Origin of the sequence: Cyclobacterium sp., from assembly GCF_014762705.1 — a bacterium.
Classification (GTDB): domain Bacteria; phylum Bacteroidota; class Bacteroidia; order Cytophagales; family Cyclobacteriaceae; genus Cyclobacterium.
This window is the reverse complement of sequence record NZ_JABURL010000017.1, coordinates 1-20,665: the sequence shown is the minus strand read 5'-3', so window position 1 is coordinate 20,665 and position 20,665 is coordinate 1. Positions and strand designations below refer to the sequence as shown.

At 41.9% G+C, this 20,665-nt stretch carries 18 protein-coding genes; 8 read left to right on the top strand and 10 right to left on the bottom strand.

Annotated elements, in window-relative coordinates; all coding sequences use genetic code 11:
• Window positions 1-211: 211 nt before the first annotated feature.
• Window positions 212-682: a DUF1456 family protein gene (locus tag HUJ21_RS02635; RefSeq protein ID WP_291367042.1), complete on the bottom strand. Its 471-nt coding sequence runs from the start codon at window positions 680-682 to the stop codon at window positions 212-214.
• Between the two features lie 120 nt (window positions 683-802).
• Between HUJ21_RS02635 and HUJ21_RS02630 the strand changes: the two genes are divergently transcribed.
• Complete coding sequence (locus HUJ21_RS02630; RefSeq protein WP_291367040.1) at window positions 803-1,597, top strand: SDR family NAD(P)-dependent oxidoreductase; 795 nt, start codon at window positions 803-805, stop codon at window positions 1,595-1,597.
• Between the two features lies 1 nt (window position 1,598).
• Here the strand turns inward: HUJ21_RS02630 and HUJ21_RS02625 are convergent, their stop codons facing one another.
• On the bottom strand, window positions 1,599-2,456 hold the full coding sequence (locus HUJ21_RS02625; protein WP_291367039.1) for an SDR family oxidoreductase: 858 nt from the start codon (window positions 2,454-2,456) through the stop codon (window positions 1,599-1,601).
• A 164-nt stretch (window positions 2,457-2,620) separates the two neighbouring features.
• Here HUJ21_RS02625 and HUJ21_RS02620 point away from each other — a divergent pair, with 164 nt between their 5' ends.
• Window positions 2,621-3,166, top strand: a complete 546-nt coding sequence (locus HUJ21_RS02620; protein ID WP_291367037.1) for a hypothetical protein — start codon at window positions 2,621-2,623, stop codon at window positions 3,164-3,166.
• Between the two features lie 47 nt (window positions 3,167-3,213).
• On the opposite strand, the gene HUJ21_RS02615 is transcribed toward HUJ21_RS02620, so the two are convergent.
• From HUJ21_RS02615 to HUJ21_RS02600, 4 genes are all read right to left on the bottom strand, one after another.
• Window positions 3,214-3,612, bottom strand: coding sequence for a hypothetical protein (locus HUJ21_RS02615; RefSeq protein WP_291367035.1), 399 nt, complete (start codon window positions 3,610-3,612; stop codon window positions 3,214-3,216).
• A 271-nt stretch (window positions 3,613-3,883) separates the two neighbouring features.
• Complete coding sequence (locus tag HUJ21_RS02610) at window positions 3,884-5,770, bottom strand: hypothetical protein (RefSeq protein ID WP_291367033.1); 1,887 nt, start codon at window positions 5,768-5,770, stop codon at window positions 3,884-3,886.
• Window positions 5,771-6,135: 365 nt separating this feature from the next.
• Window positions 6,136-6,933 (bottom strand): polysaccharide deacetylase family protein, encoded by a 798-nt coding sequence (locus HUJ21_RS02605; protein WP_291367031.1) that lies wholly within the window; start codon window positions 6,931-6,933, stop codon window positions 6,136-6,138.
• Between the two features lie 60 nt (window positions 6,934-6,993).
• The gene (locus HUJ21_RS02600) at window positions 6,994-9,690 is read right to left on the bottom strand and encodes a discoidin domain-containing protein (RefSeq protein ID WP_291367029.1); all 2,697 of its coding nucleotides are present in this window, start codon (window positions 9,688-9,690) and stop codon (window positions 6,994-6,996) included.
• A gap of 189 nt (window positions 9,691-9,879) precedes the next feature.
• Between HUJ21_RS02600 and HUJ21_RS02595 the strand changes: the two genes are divergently transcribed.
• The 6 genes from HUJ21_RS02595 to HUJ21_RS02570 all read left to right on the top strand — a co-directional run bounded on the left by HUJ21_RS02595 (window position 9,880) and on the right by HUJ21_RS02570 (window position 15,500).
• Window positions 9,880-10,974, top strand: a complete 1,095-nt coding sequence (locus HUJ21_RS02595; RefSeq protein WP_291367028.1) for an amidohydrolase family protein — start codon at window positions 9,880-9,882, stop codon at window positions 10,972-10,974.
• A 138-nt stretch (window positions 10,975-11,112) separates the two neighbouring features.
• Window positions 11,113-12,183 carry an amidohydrolase family protein gene (locus tag HUJ21_RS02590; protein WP_291367026.1) on the top strand — a complete coding sequence of 357 codons (1,071 nt, stop codon included), beginning with the start codon at window positions 11,113-11,115 and terminating at the stop codon, window positions 12,181-12,183.
• 316 nt (window positions 12,184-12,499) lie between these two features.
• A complete protein-coding gene (locus HUJ21_RS02585; protein ID WP_291367024.1) occupies window positions 12,500-13,198 on the top strand; it encodes a hypothetical protein in 699 nt (232 codons plus the stop codon).
• Window positions 13,189-13,440 carry an FG-GAP-like repeat-containing protein gene (locus HUJ21_RS02580; protein ID WP_366483551.1) on the top strand — a complete coding sequence of 84 codons (252 nt, stop codon included), beginning with the start codon at window positions 13,189-13,191 and terminating at the stop codon, window positions 13,438-13,440. The genes HUJ21_RS02585 and HUJ21_RS02580 overlap by 10 nt, the downstream gene beginning before the upstream one ends.
• 150 nt (window positions 13,441-13,590) lie before the next feature.
• Window positions 13,591-14,502, top strand: coding sequence for a pirin family protein (locus tag HUJ21_RS02575; protein WP_291367020.1), 912 nt, complete (start codon window positions 13,591-13,593; stop codon window positions 14,500-14,502).
• A 242-nt stretch (window positions 14,503-14,744) separates the two neighbouring features.
• A complete protein-coding gene (locus tag HUJ21_RS02570) occupies window positions 14,745-15,500 on the top strand; it encodes a CPBP family intramembrane glutamic endopeptidase (protein ID WP_291367018.1) in 756 nt (251 codons plus the stop codon).
• Window positions 15,501-15,676: 176 nt separating this feature from the next.
• Here the strand turns inward: HUJ21_RS02570 and HUJ21_RS02565 are convergent, their stop codons facing one another.
• From HUJ21_RS02565 to HUJ21_RS02550, 4 genes are all read right to left on the bottom strand, one after another.
• Window positions 15,677-16,069: a hypothetical protein gene (locus HUJ21_RS02565; RefSeq protein ID WP_291367016.1), complete on the bottom strand. Its 393-nt coding sequence runs from the start codon at window positions 16,067-16,069 to the stop codon at window positions 15,677-15,679.
• Between the two features lie 341 nt (window positions 16,070-16,410).
• Window positions 16,411-17,040: a YceI family protein gene (locus tag HUJ21_RS02560; protein WP_291367014.1), complete on the bottom strand. Its 630-nt coding sequence runs from the start codon at window positions 17,038-17,040 to the stop codon at window positions 16,411-16,413.
• Between the two features lie 397 nt (window positions 17,041-17,437).
• On the bottom strand, window positions 17,438-19,936 hold the full coding sequence (locus HUJ21_RS02555) for a cation-translocating P-type ATPase (RefSeq protein ID WP_291367012.1): 2,499 nt from the start codon (window positions 19,934-19,936) through the stop codon (window positions 17,438-17,440).
• Window positions 19,937-20,065: 129 nt separating this feature from the next.
• Window positions 20,066-20,428, bottom strand: coding sequence for a hypothetical protein (locus HUJ21_RS02550; RefSeq protein ID WP_291367010.1), 363 nt, complete (start codon window positions 20,426-20,428; stop codon window positions 20,066-20,068).
• Between the last annotated feature and the right edge of the window lie 237 nt (window positions 20,429-20,665).

Here is a 20,665-nt window from a genome sequence, read left to right as displayed (position 1 = left end):
CTGCTTTATTTTCGAAAAACCAAATAACATCCCTGGTTCGGAAAGTATTTGATTCGTAATCAATAACATAGAAAAGAGTACCGATTTTCAGTGATTTGTACCTCTAATGAATAAAACATTTCGCATTTGGAAAGAATGATAGAAATTTACCCAAAAGAATAGGGGGAAAGCGGTGCTGCTATGTCCTGGGTACTAATATTCCTTTACACCGCTATTCCTCCTGATTTCCCCGGTATTTTTTTTGCATTCCCTGGAGGAAGTTGCGCATGATCTGGTCTTTACAAACACGGTACTGGCTCTGCTCTGGTTTTCTGAAAAAAGCACTCAGTTCATGTTTGCTGATTTTTCGCCCGGCCAGTTCCAATATTTCCAACATGTCTTCATCTTTCAATTGTAAAGCTATTTTTAACTTCCTTAGAATTATATTATTGCTAAGCCTGCTTTCAGGCACAGGCTGAGAACCCTCCTTTTTACCCCTTTTGTAATTGATCAAACCATTTAGAAATACAGCTAGCTTAAAATCATTGAGTGGGTGAAAGGCTTCATCGTCATTTTTTTTAAGCCAGTCGCTTACTTCAGCCCGGGAAACTTCCATGTCAGCCTGAGAAAAAATGTGAATCATTTGATCATCACGGAAATCAAAAGTATACCGAAGACTCCTTAGAATATCGTTGTTGTGCATAGGATTCAAATATAGCTATTACATTTGAAAGGGATAAAATCCGGTTTAAGATTAAATTTTAAGAAAAGCATTGTCTCTGAAAACTTCCAAAATCATTTCGGTTTTTTTTACATTCAGGAAATGAAAAAAAATACTTACACATTGATTACCGGAGCCAGCATGGGCATTGGTAAGGCATTTGCCTTTTCCTGTGCCAAAAGAGGCATGAATTTGCTTTTAGTGGCTTTGCCGGATCCGCTAATAGAAGAAACACGGCAACAGCTCCTGCATTTGTATCCAGTAAAGGTTCTTATCTATGCCACTGACCTAACTTTAGCCCATTCAATTATGGAACTATATGAATTTTGCAGGGATAAACAGCTTGAAATCGACATGTTGATAAACAATGCAGGTATAGGAGCAGGGGGGAGATTTGAAAATATTCCCTTGGAAAAATACCTTCAGATAATAGACCTGAACAACAGGGTTTTGGTAGTAATGTGTCATTATTTTTTGCCGATCTTAAAAAAACACCAGCATGCTTACATGTTGAATATGAGCAGCATGGAAGCCACTTTGCCTTTGCCTTATAAGGCCGTATATACGGGAACCAAGAATTTTGTATATGCTTTTTCCCTGGCTTTAAGAGAAGAGCAAAGGAAAGGACCAGTAAAAATAACGGTAGTCTGTCCAGGGCCAGTCATGACCAATCCGGAAGCCCTAAAGCGCATGGAGGCTCACGGCAATCGGGCCAAGTGGATTCTGAGCAGTCCGGAGGAAGTGGCTGAATTGGGGTTAAATGGATTATTGAAGGGAAAGGCCGTCATCATACCTGGTAAAATCAATTGGATTCTGGTAAAACTGATGAAAGTTTGTCCAACTGGATTAAAGATGAAGCTATTGGAAAGGCTTTTTCGGGTATATAGCGAACATTGATTTATTGAGGAAAATACGTTTTGATACCACACATGTCCATGCTCAAATCCCAAAGTTTGGCTGCATTTACGGACGAATCGGCTGAAGAAGAGGTGCTTTTTATATTACAATTGTCCCAGTATTTGCCGGATATTCCTTTTACCTGATCGGAACTGGCGAGGTAAATACTGGTCTCTGCCCCCTTTTTAGGAGATTTTCCGCAAAGCCTTCTTATTTTCCAGAAGAACCCGTGCAAGGAAAAAGTATGTTTCAGGCCGATATCTGTTTTGACCAAACCAGGCTGTACCGCATTGATGGTTAGTTTCTTTTCTGTTTTTCTTACTTCGAATTCATGTGTAAAGAGCACATTGGCCAGTTTGGATTGGGCATAGGCCCTTAAACCATGGTATTTTTTTTTCAGGTTGACATCATCAAAATGAATCTTACCATGAAAATGAGAATCGGAACTCAAATTGATGATTCTCGGGTCTTCTGCTTGTAGCAATAGGGGAAGCAGCAAATGTGTCAAAAGAAATGGGGAAAGATGGTTGATGGCCCATTGCCTTTCAATGCCATCTTCTGTAAGTCTGAATTCAGAAAACCAGGATCCTGCATTGTTGATCAGTACATCTACTTTTGGATAGGATGCTGCGATTTCTTTGGCCACATTCCTGATCTGTTTTTGGGAAGCCAGGTCGGCAATGGCCAGGTCAACTCCAGCATCCGGATTGGATTTAAGGATTTCTTTTTTGGCACTCTTGGCTTTTTCTGCAGAGCGGCAGAGCAGGATTACACGAAATCCCCTCTGAGATAATTCTTTAGCTGTTTCAAAACCTATTCCTGAATTGGCACCTGTTATCAGGCAAATTTTTTCTTTCATATTTTAAAATAAATAGGATTGGGGAAAAATGAAAATTTAAATAAACCTGGACAAGGGTACAGTTTTATGTAAATAACAAATCATTTGTCTATAAAATCCTTTCCGAGAAAATCGACAGAATATTTCGAGGCTTCCTTAATGTTAATGGTGTACCTTTGCTGTTCATGATGGAGAAAAGCACCTATAAGTATGCCAAAAATTATTGTGAGGAGAACGTATGGCAATTATGTGTTCATCCGGATATCAAATCACAGGAAAATGTAGTATTGGTCATATCCAATACAAGTAGAAATTGCCCTTTTTGGTTTCATAATCCTGTAGAAAATAAAAATCCAGTCTACTGGGATTACCATGTGGTCTTATTGGCCCGGAAGCAGGAAAAATGGTGGATATACGATTTTGATTCTACCCTGGAATTCCCCTGTAGCCTGGATGCTTATCTCAGTCAAACTTTCGGACAGGAAAGATTATCTCCGGAAACTGCGCCATTATTTAAAGGATTGCCCGCCAAAGATTTTGCCAGATACTTTTTTTCCGATAGAGGTCATATGAAAGATGCCAAAGGCAACTGGATATACAGTCCGCCTTCCTGGCCTGAAATTGAGCATGGCCATGACAATAGGCTGGAAATAGCCGAAATCATGGATTTTAGTGATTCCAGCCTATATGAAATCATTCCTTTGGATGAATTGAAAGGCAGATACCTGTAGGGTTCAATTTTGAATGACGATAAACCTGAAAGTTGAAATGAAATCGACTACTCATTTTGGCTTGCTTTTAAATTTTCTTTTGCCTCCTGAATGTGGGGATACAGGTCATAGGTTGGATAAAACTCTGTAGAAAATGCCCCCCAGACACTTTTCTCTACGGCCATATTCAGGGCCCGCAATTCACTTGCCGGTATTTTCAAGGTGACCACCTGCCCAATACCCATCAGGACGTACCAGTTGACCACTTTTGCAGAAGGGGGAGGGAAATTTTCCAAAAAGCCGTTGCTATTCCGGATCTCCCGCAATTCATCAATATTCTTGTCCTGGTGGTGCTTCATAAATATTGTGATCATCAGACTGTCAGAGGGAGAGTTTTGCGCCTTACCCTGGGCATAGGACGAAAAACAGCTGAGAAACAAAAGCAATACAGGGGTTAAGATTTTCATAAGCCTGTTATATTGGTTTAATCAAATGTATAAAATAATTTCTAATGGTTATTGGCATTCACTTACCTGAAACTGTTGGTCTGGAAGAAGGGGAATGCCCAAAATGACTCAAAAATAGGGCAAAAATGACCTAGGACGCTTAATTTTTATTAAAATAGCATGAATGTCCCGGGTCAATTTGATGTTAAGTTGTAGAAAGCAGAGATCAAAAAATCCAGGGAAATATTCCTAGGATTTTTTAATCTCTCCTAAGGGTATGGATGCATAACCTTTATTTGCAGAACAATACCCGGTCCCAAATACCATCATGTTGGGATTCACCATTGGTTAGCTTAAGTTCTGCATTCAACCTTACCTCATAAGAGCAATTGGGTAAGGCTGTTACATCACCCGTATAAGCCGATGTTCCATGAGCTTCTTCTCCCGGAGAAGGAAAGACGATCGGAGCAAAATTATGGGGACCGCCCGGACCTGTCATTCCTAAACTGACGACGCCTAAATTGGGATTGGCAGCGGTATATTTAACGGTCAGGGAATCTGAAATGGTGCTGCAGCCTCCCGCTGTAGCCAACTCCTCCAGATCTATGGAAGCCACACCTAACTCGTTGCTGTTGGTTGTTGGAAGCCATGATCCACGTTGGGGAACATTGAGGTATTTGGTGTTGAAAACGGCTAAAGGTCTGGACACCCCTGCTACTACTTCGGAGGCTGAATTTCCCGCCTCCCTTTTGATCATTCGCAAGCTGAAATATCTGTTTTGCTGAAGGGGATTTATGGTGGTGGTACTATTACCTGGAACCAACCCTCCCATATCTACAGGTGTATTGGCAATGGTAGTAGAAATCAATTTAATCAAAGGCCCATTATTGTTCAAAACAAGGTTGTATCCCATAGGCAGGGTTCCACTCTGAGGTACTACGATCCAATTTCCGTTGAAACTTACCGGAATCTGGCTGCCAATGGCATTGATTGCGATATCCTCGTATTCAAATAATGGGGTTAACCTCCAACCATAACCGATAACTGTATTCGCAATCTGACTGGGAATAACATCCGTCCATGCCCCTGGTGCTCCCGGTACCGGATCTGTGGGATTGGCCAGTTCGGTATATTGAAATTTGTATTCCATGGGCTGTCCGTTGAGCTTTTCAGTAATGGCACCTACCAGAGCCAGGTTATTGTAAAAGGCAAGGTCGTTCCAGGCCGCTGTAGGCTTACCTATTGTTTTTCCATTGGCCGGATTGATATTTAAAATAGAATTATACCGCCTTAATTCTCCGATGGCAAAGAAATATCCAACAGGTTCCCTTCCATTTCCTCCATCAGGTTGGTCCTTGAGGCAAAGTCTAACGCAGAAGCAGTTACCCACATTTTCACGATCCGCCTGCCTGGCACGTGAGGGAGGTTCTTCGGAAAAAACAGTCCCGGCAAAGGCGTATTTAAAGTAAATATCAGGGCCATTTCCCCAAGGAAACAGCGGCGTTTCCACATTGATCAATGGAGAGAGAAATGTCTTTTTAAAATCTTTCGACCTGTAGTAAATGCAAAAATGACCATTGGCATCCGTTAGGGCAGTACCTAAAAGGTCATCAGAAATAATATCATCATCCATGGCCTGCACCTCAATGCCTGACAGTGCCTGCTGGGTTTCACAATTCGTCAGAATACCACAAATCACCCAAATATCCAAAATGGAAAGAATCCTACACCATATTCTATTCGAAATGCGGTAATTCCAACTCGCTTCCAACCCATTGTTGGTTTCTCTCCATTTGGGCTGAATCACATTCAGGGTTGCCTGAAATGGTTTGAAATTCCGCGGTTTTGATGTGTCTTTTTGACCATAATCTGGAATTTCAGCATAATGGATATCAAATTCGACCGCTTCCCCTTTATATTTTGATTTGTCACCATCAATTTGAAATAAGTAATTACCCGATTCGTCTGTTTTGGTCTCAGCCAGCAGTTGCTTTTCTTTGGCCTTTATTCCTTTTTCGTCAATAAGTTGAAAAGTCTCTTTGGCTTGTGCGGCTACCAAAACGGTAGCCTCTTCAATATTTGCTCTAGATCTGTAAAGTCTGACAGTGGTGTTTGCCAGGGGCATAAAATGATCATCACATTTTACCCCAATTAGGTTACCTTTGAGTGTATATAGCATTGTTTTAACATTTAGGGAGTTGGAAATGAGTTACTTATAACAAAATGTAGCCATTTTATTATATTTAAACAAAAAAAATTCAAATTTTTTAGGAATGATTTTCACTCTTTTACTAATCGTTCTTCCAGAATTAAGCCTCAGGTTAAGCTACAGCTTGTGCCATATCCGGAAGGACATTAAGTGCTATAAAATCAGGTTGTTATCCAGGTAAAAATTGGCAGGAATAATTCTGCGCCCTGGCCTTGACGTGCTGATGTTTATTCAAGGATTTAAATATTGAGAAAGTTTCCGAATAGGCTTAGGAAATGGTACAAATTAGGAAATTTCTGAGATAAAAAAGCATTAGGAAAAAGTTAAAATAGGGGTTAATTTTTTAGTGGCCTGGAAAAGTCAGGTGACAATTGCCGCGCTGCTTCCTCAAAATCGATGAATTCTTCCAAATCCACTAAGGATAAAACCACAAAATCATTTTCGCTGAGGTAATCCAGATATCTGCCAAAAAGCTCCGGCGAGGTATTTACCCAGGGATGCTCCAGGTCAGGCACCCCATGAAGGGTCAGAATAACCACCTTTCCATCCTTAGCTTTTTTAAGTGCATCAAAAATCACCTCTTCGTTCGTATCATCTGTGGCCCAGCTAGGCAGGAGATAGGGGTGGTCATTAAGGGGATCGTAAACCCGGCTTCCCCCCGCTCTTGCTATCCGGTATTCCTTTTCACCCAGTACATCTAATACCGTTTCACTCATGCTATAACCCGGATAAGCAAAACTGACAGGACTTCCCATATCCAGAGAATCCATTTTACCCTCAATGTATTCAATTTGACTGAGGATTTCATCTTTTGACAGTTTTCCCACAGGTGCATGGGTATGGGTATGGTTGGCTACTTCAAACCCCATCCTGTCAAGGGCTTGCATTTGCCGCCAGTTCATGTATTTGCTGCTGTCCGCATGGTTTGGTGGAAATTCACAAACAAAAAAGGTAGCTCCAAACCCCCTTTCCATTAGCAGTGGTGCAACGTGGGCATAATGACTGGCGGGTGCATCGTCAAAGGTCAACACAACCGTTTTATCTGGGATAGGTTTTTTGAGGATCTGTGCCTGGCTTAAACCCGGGGAGAACCCCAAAGAGAACAGGAGAGAGACAAGAAATACCTCTCTCATTATATTTGCTATTATATGTTGTGCCATATAAAAGATTTGAACCATTTCAATTCTTCTTTATCAACGGGCATATAGTTTAAGGTTCTTCATGGCCCAGGTTTCATCTCGACCTTCCTTCAGCACCAGGCGCACATGCGTTACAGGGCTTTCAGCATTCCATGGAATCTGATTGATTCCTTTTTTACCTTTTTCTGAGGCCACTTCTTTCCAGGAATTACCGTCGGGAGAAACCTCTACCGTAAAATGTCCCGGATAGTGTTCATCTCCTGCATCAAACTGTATTTCCGCCAGGTTTTGCGGAGTAGGGAGGTTTACCTGGAACCACATTCCCTTTTCTTGTGCTTCGTCTGTTCTCCAACCCTTGAAGCCAAATGCATAGCTTGGATCACGTGTTGAGCCTACACCTTGCAGGGCAGTACTACTGGCACTTACCTTCCAATTGTCCTGGGGAAAAAGCTGTTTGGGAACTTCTGCCACCAGGGCATCATGGGAATAATTACCACTTTGTTCTTTGGTAGCTTCCCGGATTTGAGAAACGTATTCCGGGCTGATAAAGCTTCCCTGATTGCCAAAGTCATTGCGGATATATGAAACCACAGATGCTATCCAGTCGTCTGAATTTTCTCCCATGGCTATCATGACCCCCTCATATTCTTTCCCTTCTATGGCACCCGTGAGGCCATGCAATAAGGTCTTAACAGCATATTCCGGGTGACCTTGTATTCTTGGAGATCCGGAAAAACCAGGTGCAATAAGTTCTCCATCATCTCCTGTTGGCGTTCCCAGCCCTTTTATTCCATGGCAAGTGGCGCAATAACTGTCAAAGATGGATTTTCCATGATCAAAAAGCACCCTTTCTTCTGCCGTATACCGGGTGGCTGCACGCTCCTTAGCAGCAGCGATTTTTTCGAGTATTTGCCGGGCAACGGTTTGCACCCCTTTGGCTTGATTGTTGGAAAGGACCATTTGTAACTGATCTTCAATCCCTTCAAAATTAAGTACATAAGCACTCAGTAAAGCCTGCACTGCAACCTCAGGATCGGGATCTCCCATCATTTTTTTGTAATCCGTTTCAAGGCTTTTTTCACCGTATTTGTAGAGGGTTTCTCCAGCTCTCAGGGCCTGAATTCGAAGGTTTGGATTACTTCCTTCAAACCATTCACGCACCAAATTTGCCTTTAAAGATCCCAATCCCTCTAAGGTCCATAAAGCATGGATGCGGGCCAGTTCATTGTCATGATCTCTGGCCATTTGCTCTAGTTGGGGAACGACCGAACGGTCCTGGCGCAAGATCAGTAGTTGCTGGGCTTTGTCCCTCCACCAGCCATTGGCATGAGTCAGGTGCTGAACCAGTTCACTGGCCGATTCTTCAAACATGCGTGGTTTTTCGGTACTTCGGGAATGGTCCTTATGCGTCAGTCGCCAGATACGTCCATTGCCTACGATATCGTCCATTTGATACTGTTGCAGTTTGGTGCGCAGGTAACTGCCTTCCTGCGTCCAATTGCCCTCCTGTATGATCCCCCGGTACATGTCAACAATGTACATGGTGCCATCCGGGGCTGTAGCCATGTCTACTGGTCGAAACAGCGGATCCGTAGATTGGATAAACTCCGTTCCCTGGTCACGGTATTCGTTTTGAATATAAGTCAGTCCTTCTGACTTATCAGACCTGACCTGCCTGACAATCCGGCCTACGGGTTCTCCGTAGAAATATTGGTTGACCAGTTCTTTGGGCAGGCGGTCCCCACGAAACACATCGTTGCCTGCTGCTCCCGTCACGTTATTTAAGGAACCATCGGGTTTGGTTTCTCTCATGCCCGGTTCGAAATCAGCCAATGCGACAAGGCTAAAGGGTTCCCGAAACCCCTCCTGAAACTGTCCTTCAATCCTGAAATTACCGTAAACGATAGGGAAATTAAAATTTTGAGGTACACCCCCGGCACCATCCTGAAACCATACCTGACCATAATTGTCCTGGGTTACGCCCCACTGTCCATAAGGATTTCCGGTGGGTTCCTGGATCACCCCATCGGGTGTCCAACGGATCCGGCGCATGTTATAAGTACTGTACATCCAGTTGTCCATGGTCCAGGTCAGAAAGCTGGTCTGGTGCTCCACATTGCCCGAGCGGCCTAATCCAGTGGCAAAAAGCTCCTTGGTATCCGCCTGGCCATCATTATCGGTATCGGTGTATTTATAAACATGGTCTTCATTGGATTCCATGGATAGAATGGTATTGGGTCCGAAAGGCACCACAAACCGAGGGAACACCAGGCTGTCCAGAAAAACTACTCCTGTTTCGTAGATACCATCGTCATCCTTATCCTCCCAACGGGAAATGCGACCCGCTGGCATCAGCTCCCCCGTGGCATCAATATCTTGCATATAGGTCCTTAATTCCAATACATACATCCTTCCATTGCCATCAAATTGGATGGCTGCAGGTTCCTGAATATGTGGTTCGGCCAGAATGGGCTCTATTTGATAGCCAGGTTGAAGGTGAAAAGTCTTTTGCTCTTCAACAGCGGATAAGGGAACTACCGGTGCGGTAGGTGTAAGGTCAATCCCATTCCAGCGGGCAGACTCCATATCCACTCCTTCGGGGATACCGATTTGCGGATAAGGAGCTTCGGTTCTTTTAGGATCCAGGCGGTCTGCAGGAGAAATATCAAAAACAGGTTTTTGTAATTCCTGTTGTTGACAGGCGGCAAGCAGAAAAAACAAATAAAAACAGTAAGCGAAATTTTTATTCATCAGTAAAATGGTGTTTTGTCTCTTTCAATTTTGAGTGATTCAATTCCAGATGGTGCAGCTGAAAATGAAAAGTAAAGCACAAAATAGGGCATTTTTATAAAAAATCACTTACCGAAAAAATAATTTTTTCCGGTTTTTCTGTCAAGTTCTCCAATTATGTACTAATTTGATTGGATAACCAAATGCAATATGAAAACAGAATGGCAACTGACCGGATATATAATACTTTTCATTTATTCATTTTTGGGAATGGCTTGTGGGTCTGATTCAAATAATTATACCTTAGAGAACTATCCTGAGGTCCCCAAAATGGACGTTCATGTCCATATAGAGACCGATCGTAGCCTGTTTGTGGAAAAGGCAGCCAGGGATGGCTTTAAGCTGATCAATGTAGCCCTGGAATATACAGATGGCTGGAATGATGTATACCGAAAATTTGACTATGGCAGGCAACAGGAACAGGCCCATCCGGAAAAGGTAGCCAATGTGACCGCTTTTGCGGTATCAAATTGGGACAGTCCTGATTGGGAGGAAAAAGTGATCCACTGGTTAGACAGTTGCTTTGAACAGGGAGCATTGGGAGTGAAAGTATGGAAGAATATAGGGATGGTCTCCCGGGATACAGCCGGAAACCTGATACAAATTGACGATGCTCGTTTTGATCCCATCTTTGATCACATTCGGCAACAGGGCAAGACTTTGATGGGGCACTTGGCAGAGCCTAAGAATTGCTGGCTTCCCCTGGATGAAATGACCACAAATAATGACAGGAATTATTATGGCAACCATCCCGAATACCACATGTACCTGCAGCCCGAAATGCCCAGCCATGAAGAGCTGATCCAACGCAGGGACAATATGCTGGAAAAGCATCCTGACCTAAAATTTGTAGGAGCCCACATGGGAAGTCTGGAATACGATGTGGAAGAATTGGCCAGGACCCTGGACCGTTTTCCCAATATGGCAGTGGATCTGGCGGCACGGATGGGGCAGGTATTTTACCAAACAGCTGAAGACCGTGAAAAAGTGCGGGAGTTCTTTATCCGGTACCAGGACCGCCTCCTTTATGCCACAGACCTGTCTGATAACGGAAGCAGGACTGAGGAGGAGTTGTACGCTGCCATGGATGCGGCATGGAAGCGGGATTGGGAATTTTTTGTTAGCGATAACATGATGGAAAGCGACCTGATCAACGAAGCCTTTCAAGGCTTACATTTGCCTAAAGAGGTGGTGGACAAGGTGTTTTATCACAATGCGGTGAACTGGTTTGGGATGGAAAAATAAATTGGTGAAGTGCAGGTAGGATAAAGTTTTAGCCTTTTTCTATTCGCCATTATAATAGGCTTATTTTTAAATAGGATGCTATTGCTGACAAAGTAATTTACTTATTGTATCGTGTTCTTTAAAATTGATAAACCCATTATGATAAAGTACTTATTTCCAATTTTCTTTCTTTCTAATTTGATGGCATTTGGCCAGCAGGAGGAGTGGTATACCATGGAAAATTACCCGGAGGTTAAGAAAATGGATGTCCATATTCATTTGAATACCGATCGTGCATTCTTTTTGGAAAAGGCTAAAGAGGATAATTTCCGCCTTATTAATGTTTGCCTGGAAAAGGATGATGGATGGAATGATGTTTACCGTAAATTCAGGTACGGACAGCTCCAACACGAACAGTCTCCACATACGGTAGCAATGGTAACAGCCTTTGCCGTTGCTGACTGGGAGGAAGAAAACTGGCAATCCAGGGTGATATCCTGGCTGGACAGTTGCTTTGAACAGGGAGCCTTAGGGGTTAAAGTCTGGAAAAACATCGGAATGGTTTCCAGGGATGCTGCCGGTAACCTTATACAGATTGACGATGCCCGTTTTGACCCCATTTTCCAATTCATTCAGGATCAGGACAAAACCCTGATGGGGCATCTGGGAGAACCAAAAAACTGTTGGCTTCCACTAGACTCCATGACTACCAACAATAACCGCCGGTATTTCGAAAGTCATCCCGAGTACTACATGTACCTGCACCCAGAAATGCCCTCTCACAAGGACTTGATGGAGGCTCGAGATAGGATGTTGGCAAAAAACCCAAACTTGCGGTTTGTAGGGGCGCACCTGGGCAGTTTGGAATACGATGTGGATGTTTTGGCCCGAACCCTGGACCGCTTTCCCAATATGTCGGTGGACTTGGCAGCACGCATGGGGAATTTGTTTTACCAGACGGCAAATGATAGGGAAAAGGTGCGGAATTTTTTAATAAACTACCAGGACCGTATCCTGTACGGGACGGATTTGGGTGATGATGGGAAGCGATCCAGGGAGGAGTTGTCGCAGGCGATGGAGATTACCTGGAAGCGCGATTGGGAATACTTTGTAACCGATAATGAAATGGAAAGTGAACTGATCGATAAGCCCTTCAAAGGCTTACACTTGCCCAAAGAAGTGGTAGACAAGGTGTTTTATGAAAATGCAGTGCAATGGTTTGGGATGTAGCACTGGGAATAATTGTAAAGGCAGTATTCCGGAAGAAATAGTAATGGACCGTAGAAGGAATAGGCTACCTGTATTTAGAAAAAGGACAATGAATGATTGGAAAATTCCTCTGGAAATTGCCTGATAAATGGGTTTTAAAAAAGATCGAAGAACACACATTAAATTAAATAAAAAGTTTTTATTTTTATAAGGGACCAATAAGAAAAATAACATTCCTATTTCGTTTAATTGTACAAAAGATGATACAGCAGTATTATACAATAAATTTCTTTGATCCATCAATTAATGTGAGAATATAACAAAGTCTATCCCAAATATGAAAAGAATATTAATCGCACTATTAACGGTTTTTATAGCTGATACCGTTTTGGCACAAGGATTTCAGGGAGAAATAGCATCTCATCCTAAAAAAAGCATGGATTTGGTATTGATGCCTTTTGGCATGGATCATTCGATTCTGGTAGGGCAGGTGGATAAAAAGGGAAGTTTTTCCATAGATCTTAGGGGTAAAAATGCAGAAACTGTTCCCGAAGATGTCAAAGCCATGTTCATGGGAGATTTGTATTTTAATTTTAGGTTGAGGTGTGGTACAGGAGACGATTTTGGTGAAAAACATGATGTTCCTGCTGCAAGAATTGATTTTATGCGTCTCTTGCAAAAAGAACAGTGGGCAGGAACTGCCTTTTTGGTATCTGATGAAAACCTTATTCCCTGGCTGGAAGACGAAGCCTACAATCCAGCTGTAGTAGGGAAGTTTTGGGAAGTGGTTTTTCTGGAAGATGATTTGACATTGAATACAAGTTGCTCCTTCTCGAAATTTGTGGACTCAGATACAGATGTAAATGTTACCTATGCCTATCAATTGGAATTAAAGCCGGGATTCAATTGGGTTGAATACCAAATAGAAGAGGTACACCAAACCGAAGAAGGCCAGATGGCTTCTTTTCCTTCAAAAGTAAATATTACCAACCTGTCTGACCCTTCAGAAATGTTATGGTTAGGTAAATATTATTAACAGTTATTTTTCCTGAGGGTAGGGGATCAGGCTGGTATATTTGGGAAAACATGGATGGAAAAGGGGGTAAATTTGAGGAGAGGGTGATATTTGACGGAAAACTGGGGGGACACGATGCATTGATTGGAGATATTGATGGTGATGGTGATCGGGATATTGTATCTAAAATCTGGAAACGCTGGCCTAACAATGCCAATGGTGGTAAGGAACATGTTTCCTGGCTGGAAAATCTTTCGAGATAATTAAATAATTTCAATGACAAATTCTTAAAAGTCTACAGGAGAAAGATAGGTCAACAGTTCTCAATTTGAAGATTGTAACTGATCCATTTGTTAAAGAAATAATTTGATCGATGTCTTTATTTAATGCTGTTAAGTAATTTAAAATCTGCCATGCCCGAAATCGTCATTAATGCCCGAGAAGCTACCATAGGACCAGGAATGATGGTCAACCGAATTTTGCCATTTCGCAAACGCCGCATGGTTGGTCCTTTTATCTTTATGGACCATGCCGGACCGGTCAGCCTGGGTGCTGAAAAAGGAAAGGATATGGACGTGCTTCCTCATCCTCATATTGGCCTTTCTACCGTAAGTTATTTGTTTAAAGGCAAGGTTACCCATAGGGATAGCCTGGGTGTAAAGCAAATCATCGAACCTGGAGAAGTCAACTGGATGACGGCCGGAAAAGGCATTGCCCATAGTGAACGCTTTGAGGATCCTGCTGTGCTGGCAGGAGGGCAGCTGGAAATGATTCAAACCTGGGTGGCCTTGCCTGAAAAAGACGAGGAATCGGATCCTACTTTCTTAAATTATCAAAAAGAGCGATTGCCTGTATTCGAGGAAAAAGGACTATGGATGCGGCAGATAGCAGGGGAGGCCTATGGTTTGAAAAGTAATGTACCTACCCACTCCCCGCTTTTTTACCTGCATGTGGAATTGAAAAAAGGTTATCGACTGGATGTTCCGCTGGGATACGAAGAGCGGGGATTGTATGTGGCGAAAGGTACATTGGCATTGGGTAGCCAACAGTATACCAAAGGGCAATTGCTGGTATTTTCGAAAGAAGAGCAGGCCAATGTCTTTGCGCAGCAAGATTGTACACTGATGTTGCTCGGAGGAGATCCGGTAGGCGAGCGCTTTATCTGGTGGAATTTTGTGAGTAGCCGTAAGGAACGCATCGAGCAGGCCAGGGAGGACTGGAAGCAAGGAAGAATTGATTTGCCACCGGATGATAAGGATACCTTTATTCCACTACCTGATGACAAATTCAGCAGAAAAGACCCTCCACCGGAAGCCTTGTCATAGGGCTGTTTGTTGGTATTAGTATATACCCATACCCTTAACTAATTGGCAGAACTGGATTTGCATTAAAGTTAGCTCTGGTATTTTGCCCAGAAAGATAAAGATTTCACTTTCATTTTTGTCTGAATTTCAAACTGTTTATTAGGTAGCCAGGTAGCATGCTGTTTTGATTGAATTTTTTGTTTGTTTATTTGGAAAATTAACCCGCTTATTTGCGATATACTTTCGATTTAATTTCAGCCGTGATGAAGAGAAAAAAATTTTACCTGGCACTGTTCTTATTTCTCCTTGGAATGTTGGGTATGTTGTCTATCTTAACCATGGATATCCCCTTGCCTGAGGAGCTTGTTTCGATACTGGAAGAAAAGTTTACTCCTTTGCAAGTTAAGCTGTTGACTTTGGTCAACCCTACCATTCTTTTAATGGTTGCGGTGCTTGTAGGTACCCTCCTGTATCAAAAGGTTAACCTGAGTGTTCCTATTATTGAGAAAGTGGTGGGAATAAAGCAGGAATCGCCAAACCTTTGCGAAATCGCAATTTATGGACTTCTGGGGGGAGTGCTCACCGGAATGTTACTCAGCATTCTCGGTCTATATAGGTACATTTCCCCCACAGAGTTTGAACTTCTGAACTCATCTCTCCACCTTACTCTTGCAGCAAGGTTTTTATATGGTGGGCTCACTGAGGAAATCTTTATGAGGTTTGGATTGATGACGCTGATGGTTTGGATCGGCGCGAAACTTTTTAAGAGTACCCGGGTCTATGTGTATTGGACTGGGATTGTCCTTTCCGCATTTATTTTTGCCATTGGGCATTTCCCAGTAGTTTTTCAAGTTGTGGAAAAGCCCAGTCTTATCCTGATAGCTTATGTCCTTATCGGCAATTCAGTCGGTGGTCTTGTTTTCGGGTGGCTATATTGGAAAAAAGGATTGGAGAGTGCTTTTCTAGCCCATATTTTCACCCATGTTGTGTTGGTACTCGCCGAAAAAGTATTTTTATAATTTTCCATTTGCATTTTTGGATTTTGGAACTCTTATTATTGATAGTAGGAATAATTGCCTTGCTATCAATAAAAAAAAAACGAGCTATGATTCGTTACAATAAATAAAAAAAAATTACCAGATTAAGGTATTTGGTATAAAACCCGATTCAGAAATCTTCTTCATGTCAATGGTATTCAATCTACTATCCAACTGATTTCAACCTGCTTCATGCCCCATTCTCTGGCCTGGGCCACATTTTCTCCCATGTAAATATCAATTTTTTTTGTCCAGCGCCTGTTCATTTTATCCAGCACCTTGTATTTACCGGGGAGGCCTTTTATCTCCACCTCTGCACCGTGCTCAATACCTTCTACTGCCAGCAGGTCTCTGGATACTGCAATAGCTTTCATACCAGGCTTAAGTTTGTCTCCAAAAGCAGTTGTGGTAGGGTCTCCTTTTTTGGTCTGGCTCTCCACAGAATTGTAGGCCGTGGCAGTTACCTCCATGGTTTTGGTTTCAGTACAGGAGGGCAGATAGAATAAAAACAGGATAAAAACAAAGCGGTATTTTCTATGGAAAGGAATCATGGTATTTTGATTATCTGGAAATAATGCATCGCATCAACAGCGATGAATTCAGGATATAAATTGGAGATTCCAAAAGCGGAGTAATATACCTGAGATTAAGAAATTATACTTTATGATTGAATCTTTTACAATGCATTAACAAAAATTGCGTTTAAATTGTTTCCCAATAGGTTTGCTTCCAATTGAGTTACACCGCTGAGTTGGTTCCTGATTATCTCAGTCAGTTTTTCGATAGAGAAATCCATCCAGGCAAAACTTACCATTTTACGTTCATTAGGAAATAAAAAAACCCACACCAATACTTACTTTGATGTGGGTTTGCGGATTTTTATTCTCGTTAGTTATTTTTTAGCCAGTAGCACCACCGCCTTTACGGCAACTTCGCTCCAGGTTTTGCTTACTCCATCAGATCCTGTATGCAAAGCTTCGCAAGCTTTATTGATAGATGCTACGGCATCCAGAGCATCCCAGTTGCCCAGTTCCATTACCCCATCAAAAACGAATTTGGTATCATCTACCACCGAATATTCCAAGGGGATGGTTTCTGTTTGTCCGTTTAGGGTAACATCGATGGAACATTGCTGATTGGCATCCACTTTGAATACACCTGATATCAGCTCGGTGTTTTCCAATGCACCAAAGAAAAATTCTAAAATTTTAGGATCTCTGGTTCCTGTTGGATCATTGGTAAATAAACTGCTGACCGGAATGCTGAATTCCGTACCGTTCATGGCTTCCAATGCCGTCTCCCCGGATCCGAAGTTATTGATATTTATATTGGTAAATTCACCACCCACTGGTACCTTATCCGTGGTCTTATAAGCCACGAAACTTACTTTTGTAGAGTCCCTTACCAGGCTAAAGTTATCTTCGCTTGCCTGCGTTTCGGTTTCTTCAACTTTGGTGGAATTGTTGCAAGAGTAGAAAGCAAGCAATGCCAGGCCTAGTGCAATTTGGGATAGTTTTTTCATGTGTTTAGAAAATGTAGTTTTAGTTATTAATTTTTGTGAATTATATCTGTTGCATTAAAATACGATGACTATTATTAAGTATCATTACTGGGTAGCAATTTTTTCGATAAAAACTGAAGCTACGCTATCTGTATATCAAATTCAAAAATTTATTTAAAAATCGACATCAAGAAGCGTTAAATTCATGTGTACAAGATGTCCTGGCCTGAGAAAGAAAGGAAGTATCCAATATAATAAGCTGAAGTGGCTCCCGGATATCGAAAGACCATTGGGGTATGATTTGTTGACAATTATCCGGCTTCCAGTTCTCTATTCAAAGGCAATTTATATCCTGCTGTTGTCATCTCCGCAAACCATATTACTTGTGGCTGGGCAAACCTTCCTGCTTGGTTCATTTTTATTTGCATTTTTCAATCTTAAATTTTTTTCTTTGCCAGGTTTTCCACAATTCAATCCAGAAAACACCAAAAAAAGAAACAACCATCGTTGCACCGATCAATTCCATATTGACGGTATCAAATTCAAATACCGATTGGATAGACGGAACGGTCAATATTATTACCAATAAAAGCAGAGAAATGCCTAAAACCAAAGGCACCAGCTTATTGGGGTATTTGATCGTTTTCAGTACCGAATAATAAAAGGATCTGTTTACCAAGGTGAGAAAGACATTGCTTAAAACCAAAGTTGTGAAAATAATGGTTCGCACTGTTTCAATGTTTTCGCCCTGAATCATCAGGTAATAACCCAGCCCCAAAGCAACTGTAGTTATTGTCAATCCTTGTACCACACTCAGGGAAAGTTCGGCCCAGGAAAAAAAGGTTTGTGACATTTTTCTTGGTGGATTCGTCATGGAGTTGGGTTCTATGGGTTCATTTTCGAATACTATAGAACAGGTCGGCCCCATAATCAACTCCAGAAAAATCACATGTATGGGCGAAAAAATCAATGTGAATTCCCAGCTAAATGCCAATGGCAATAATACCACCAAAATAATGGGGATATGGATCGAAATGATGTATTGAATGGCTTTTTTTAGATTTTCATAAATCCGTCTCCCCAATGCCACCGCCTTCGTCATGTGAACAAGATCGTCATCCATCAATACAAGGGCCGCAGCACTTTTGGCTACCTCACTTCCCCGTCTGCCCATAGATATTCCGATATGGGCTGCCTTGAGGGCTGGCCCATCATTAACGCCGTCTCCGGTCATGGCTACTATTTCACCATTTTGTTTAAGGGCCTCGATGACCCTGAGTTTTGCCTCTGGATACATGCGCGCAAAGACGTCTATCTTGTCCACCTTTTTCCGGAGACCGGCTCTATCCAGGGCCAGCACCTGGTCGCCGGTCAATATCTGACCTGAAGATTTCAATCCGATTTGAGCTGCAACAGCAGAGGCGGTTTGGGCATAATCTCCAGTTATCATTTTAACTTTGATACCAGCCGAATAAAAGGTTTTTAACACCTCCTGGATATTCTTTTTTGGAGGATCATAAAAAGCCAGTAATCCCAGGAATTCGAAATTAAACTCCTGTTGGGTTTTTGGATATTTTGCCATATCGGGATCAGCTTTTCCAACTGCCAGGACCCTGTAACCCTGGGAGGTAAATCCTTCCAATTGCGCAAAAACTTTTTCGGTTTCCACATCGGATAATTTACTCTGTTTAATTACACCTTCCACACTTCCTTTGACGGCGATGATTTTTTCACCATTTGCCATTTGAAAAATATGTGTCATCAATGGAGGCTTCCCACTGAGTGGGTATTCGTGTAGCATTTTTGCCGACTTCCTTTCATCAATGGGTGCCAACTTTGCATAAACTTCATGGATGGATTTTTCCATGGGGTCAAATGGTAGAATTTCTGACGACCAAAGGGCATAATTTAAAGTCTGATTAAACACAGGAGAATCTTTGGTGAAATCCTGAATACTTTCTGTGCCTAAGTCATAGACAGCCCTGAGTTCCATCCTGTTTTCAGTAAGGGTGCCTGTTTTATCTGTACAGATAACGGACGCTGTTCCCAGGGTTTCCACTGTATATGGACTTCTGATAATGACCTTGTTTTTATAAAGCCGGTAAGCTCCCAGAGCCATAAAAGTGCTAAAAGCAACCGGTATTTCTTCCGGTAATACAGACATTGCCAATGTAAGTCCATTTAGCAGGGAATTCAGGATATCCTGAGAATTTAAATAATTGATCCCCCATACGAGAAGAAAAGCAATTGCTCCAAAAATAACCATTGACCGCACAAAGCTTTTGATCTGGATTTGTAAAGGAGTTTTTGTCTCTATAATTTCCCCTAAACTTGTACCAATTTTGCCCAAAGCAGTCTGACTCCCCACTGCGTATACCTCGGCAACGCAATTTCCTGCATCTACGGTAGTGCCCTGGAAAATACTGGGAGATTCGGAATGCTGACTTTTAGATACCGACAGAGATTCACCTGTCAGAATACTTTCATTGACCGAAAAATCATGCGCTTCAATTATTTTGGCATCTGCCGGAATCATATCTCCATCTTCGACCAGAAACAGATCTTTGACAACTATTTCTTCTGTAGGAATCTGGATGATTTTCCGGTTCCTGTAAACTTTTGCATGAGGCCTGGATAGCTTTTTAAGTGCATTGACTGCGTTACGGCTTTTATTCTCCTGAAAAACGGATATTCCTGAGACCAATCCTATTGCTACCAACATGATGATGCCTTCGGTGATCTCCCCAAGACTAAAGTAAATGGCTGATGCTGCAATCAAAATGATAAACAAAGGCTCTTTGATTATCTCACTCAAAATACTCCAGATAGGGCTTTCGGGCTTTTTATCCATTTTATTACCCCCAAAAGATTTTCGGTTGGCATTTACTTCCAGGTCATTGAGGCCAGCGTAATTCATCACTTTTCAAAATTATTTCTTAATCCAATTTGGCATTTGGCCCGATTAAAACCCCTAAAAATGTTTTTGTAATTCTGATTTCAAATCAGATCGATTAAGAATCAATCCCAAGTTTTAATAAATTGGATGTCAGTTGACTTTTTCCAAATCAAAACCTTTCCGGATTTCAGGGTGCCTTATTTCACCGCCAGTAGTACCGACCTCTTTTGCAAAAAAGAGTAGAAGGAAAGCGAATAACAAAACAACAAAAGAAAGTAAATTAGAAAAAGAATTTTCTTTCCAATTCGCCCAAAATCCCAAAATTGACAAAATTCCCAAACCGTAAGAAAAGTAGGCGAAGGTCTCTGCAGCCTCTTCGTGATTTTCAATGAATTTTTCTTCGATTCCTGGAAGGTTTTCTATGATTTCCTCTGCATCTTCTCCCGTCCCAAAGGCGGGCAGGGTGAATAATGCCCCAAGAACGTAAAGGCCATAGGTAACTTTTTTAAGCATTTCTGATTTGATTATCAGAGCTGTTATCATGACCAAAACCCCGATAATGGGTACAATGATTGGAAAATGGTTGAGGACGAGATGAAGATGGGCAGCATTCATTTTTTTAATACTTAGTTAATTGAGCTATTTTTATTTGAACTAGACTGATATTCAGTACAGCCATTGCTGTTCGTCCCTACACGACGAATACGCTTCCTGCTCGCATCATTAATGACCCTGCTCATTCCTTTGTTA

Bases quoted from the DNA above. Each gene is read 5' to 3' on its own strand.
- HUJ21_RS02635 (WP_291367042.1), bottom strand. From the start codon at position 682: ATGCACAACAACGATATTCTAAGGAGTCTTCGGTATACTTTTGATTTC.
- HUJ21_RS02630 (WP_291367040.1), top strand. From the start codon at position 803: ATGAAAAAAAATACTTACACATTGATTACCGGAGCCAGCATGGGCATT.
- HUJ21_RS02625 (WP_291367039.1), bottom strand. From the start codon at position 2,456: ATGAAAGAAAAAATTTGCCTGATAACAGGTGCCAATTCAGGAATAGGT.
- HUJ21_RS02620 (WP_291367037.1), top strand. From the start codon at position 2,621: ATGATGGAGAAAAGCACCTATAAGTATGCCAAAAATTATTGTGAGGAG.
- HUJ21_RS02615 (WP_291367035.1), bottom strand. From the start codon at position 3,612: ATGAAAATCTTAACCCCTGTATTGCTTTTGTTTCTCAGCTGTTTTTCG.
- HUJ21_RS02610 (WP_291367033.1), bottom strand. From the start codon at position 5,770: ATGCTATATACACTCAAAGGTAACCTAATTGGGGTAAAATGTGATGAT.
- HUJ21_RS02605 (WP_291367031.1), bottom strand. From the start codon at position 6,933: ATGAGAGAGGTATTTCTTGTCTCTCTCCTGTTCTCTTTGGGGTTCTCC.
- HUJ21_RS02600 (WP_291367029.1), bottom strand. From the start codon at position 9,690: ATGAATAAAAATTTCGCTTACTGTTTTTATTTGTTTTTTCTGCTTGCC.
- HUJ21_RS02595 (WP_291367028.1), top strand. From the start codon at position 9,880: ATGAAAACAGAATGGCAACTGACCGGATATATAATACTTTTCATTTAT.
- HUJ21_RS02590 (WP_291367026.1), top strand. From the start codon at position 11,113: ATGATAAAGTACTTATTTCCAATTTTCTTTCTTTCTAATTTGATGGCA.
- HUJ21_RS02585 (WP_291367024.1), top strand. From the start codon at position 12,500: ATGAAAAGAATATTAATCGCACTATTAACGGTTTTTATAGCTGATACC.
- HUJ21_RS02575 (WP_291367020.1), top strand. From the start codon at position 13,591: ATGCCCGAAATCGTCATTAATGCCCGAGAAGCTACCATAGGACCAGGA.
- HUJ21_RS02570 (WP_291367018.1), top strand. From the start codon at position 14,745: ATGAAGAGAAAAAAATTTTACCTGGCACTGTTCTTATTTCTCCTTGGA.
- HUJ21_RS02565 (WP_291367016.1), bottom strand. From the start codon at position 16,069: ATGATTCCTTTCCATAGAAAATACCGCTTTGTTTTTATCCTGTTTTTA.
- HUJ21_RS02560 (WP_291367014.1), bottom strand. From the start codon at position 17,040: ATGAAAAAACTATCCCAAATTGCACTAGGCCTGGCATTGCTTGCTTTC.
- HUJ21_RS02555 (WP_291367012.1), bottom strand. From the start codon at position 19,936: ATGAATTACGCTGGCCTCAATGACCTGGAAGTAAATGCCAACCGAAAA.
- HUJ21_RS02550 (WP_291367010.1), bottom strand. From the start codon at position 20,428: ATGCTTAAAAAAGTTACCTATGGCCTTTACGTTCTTGGGGCATTATTC.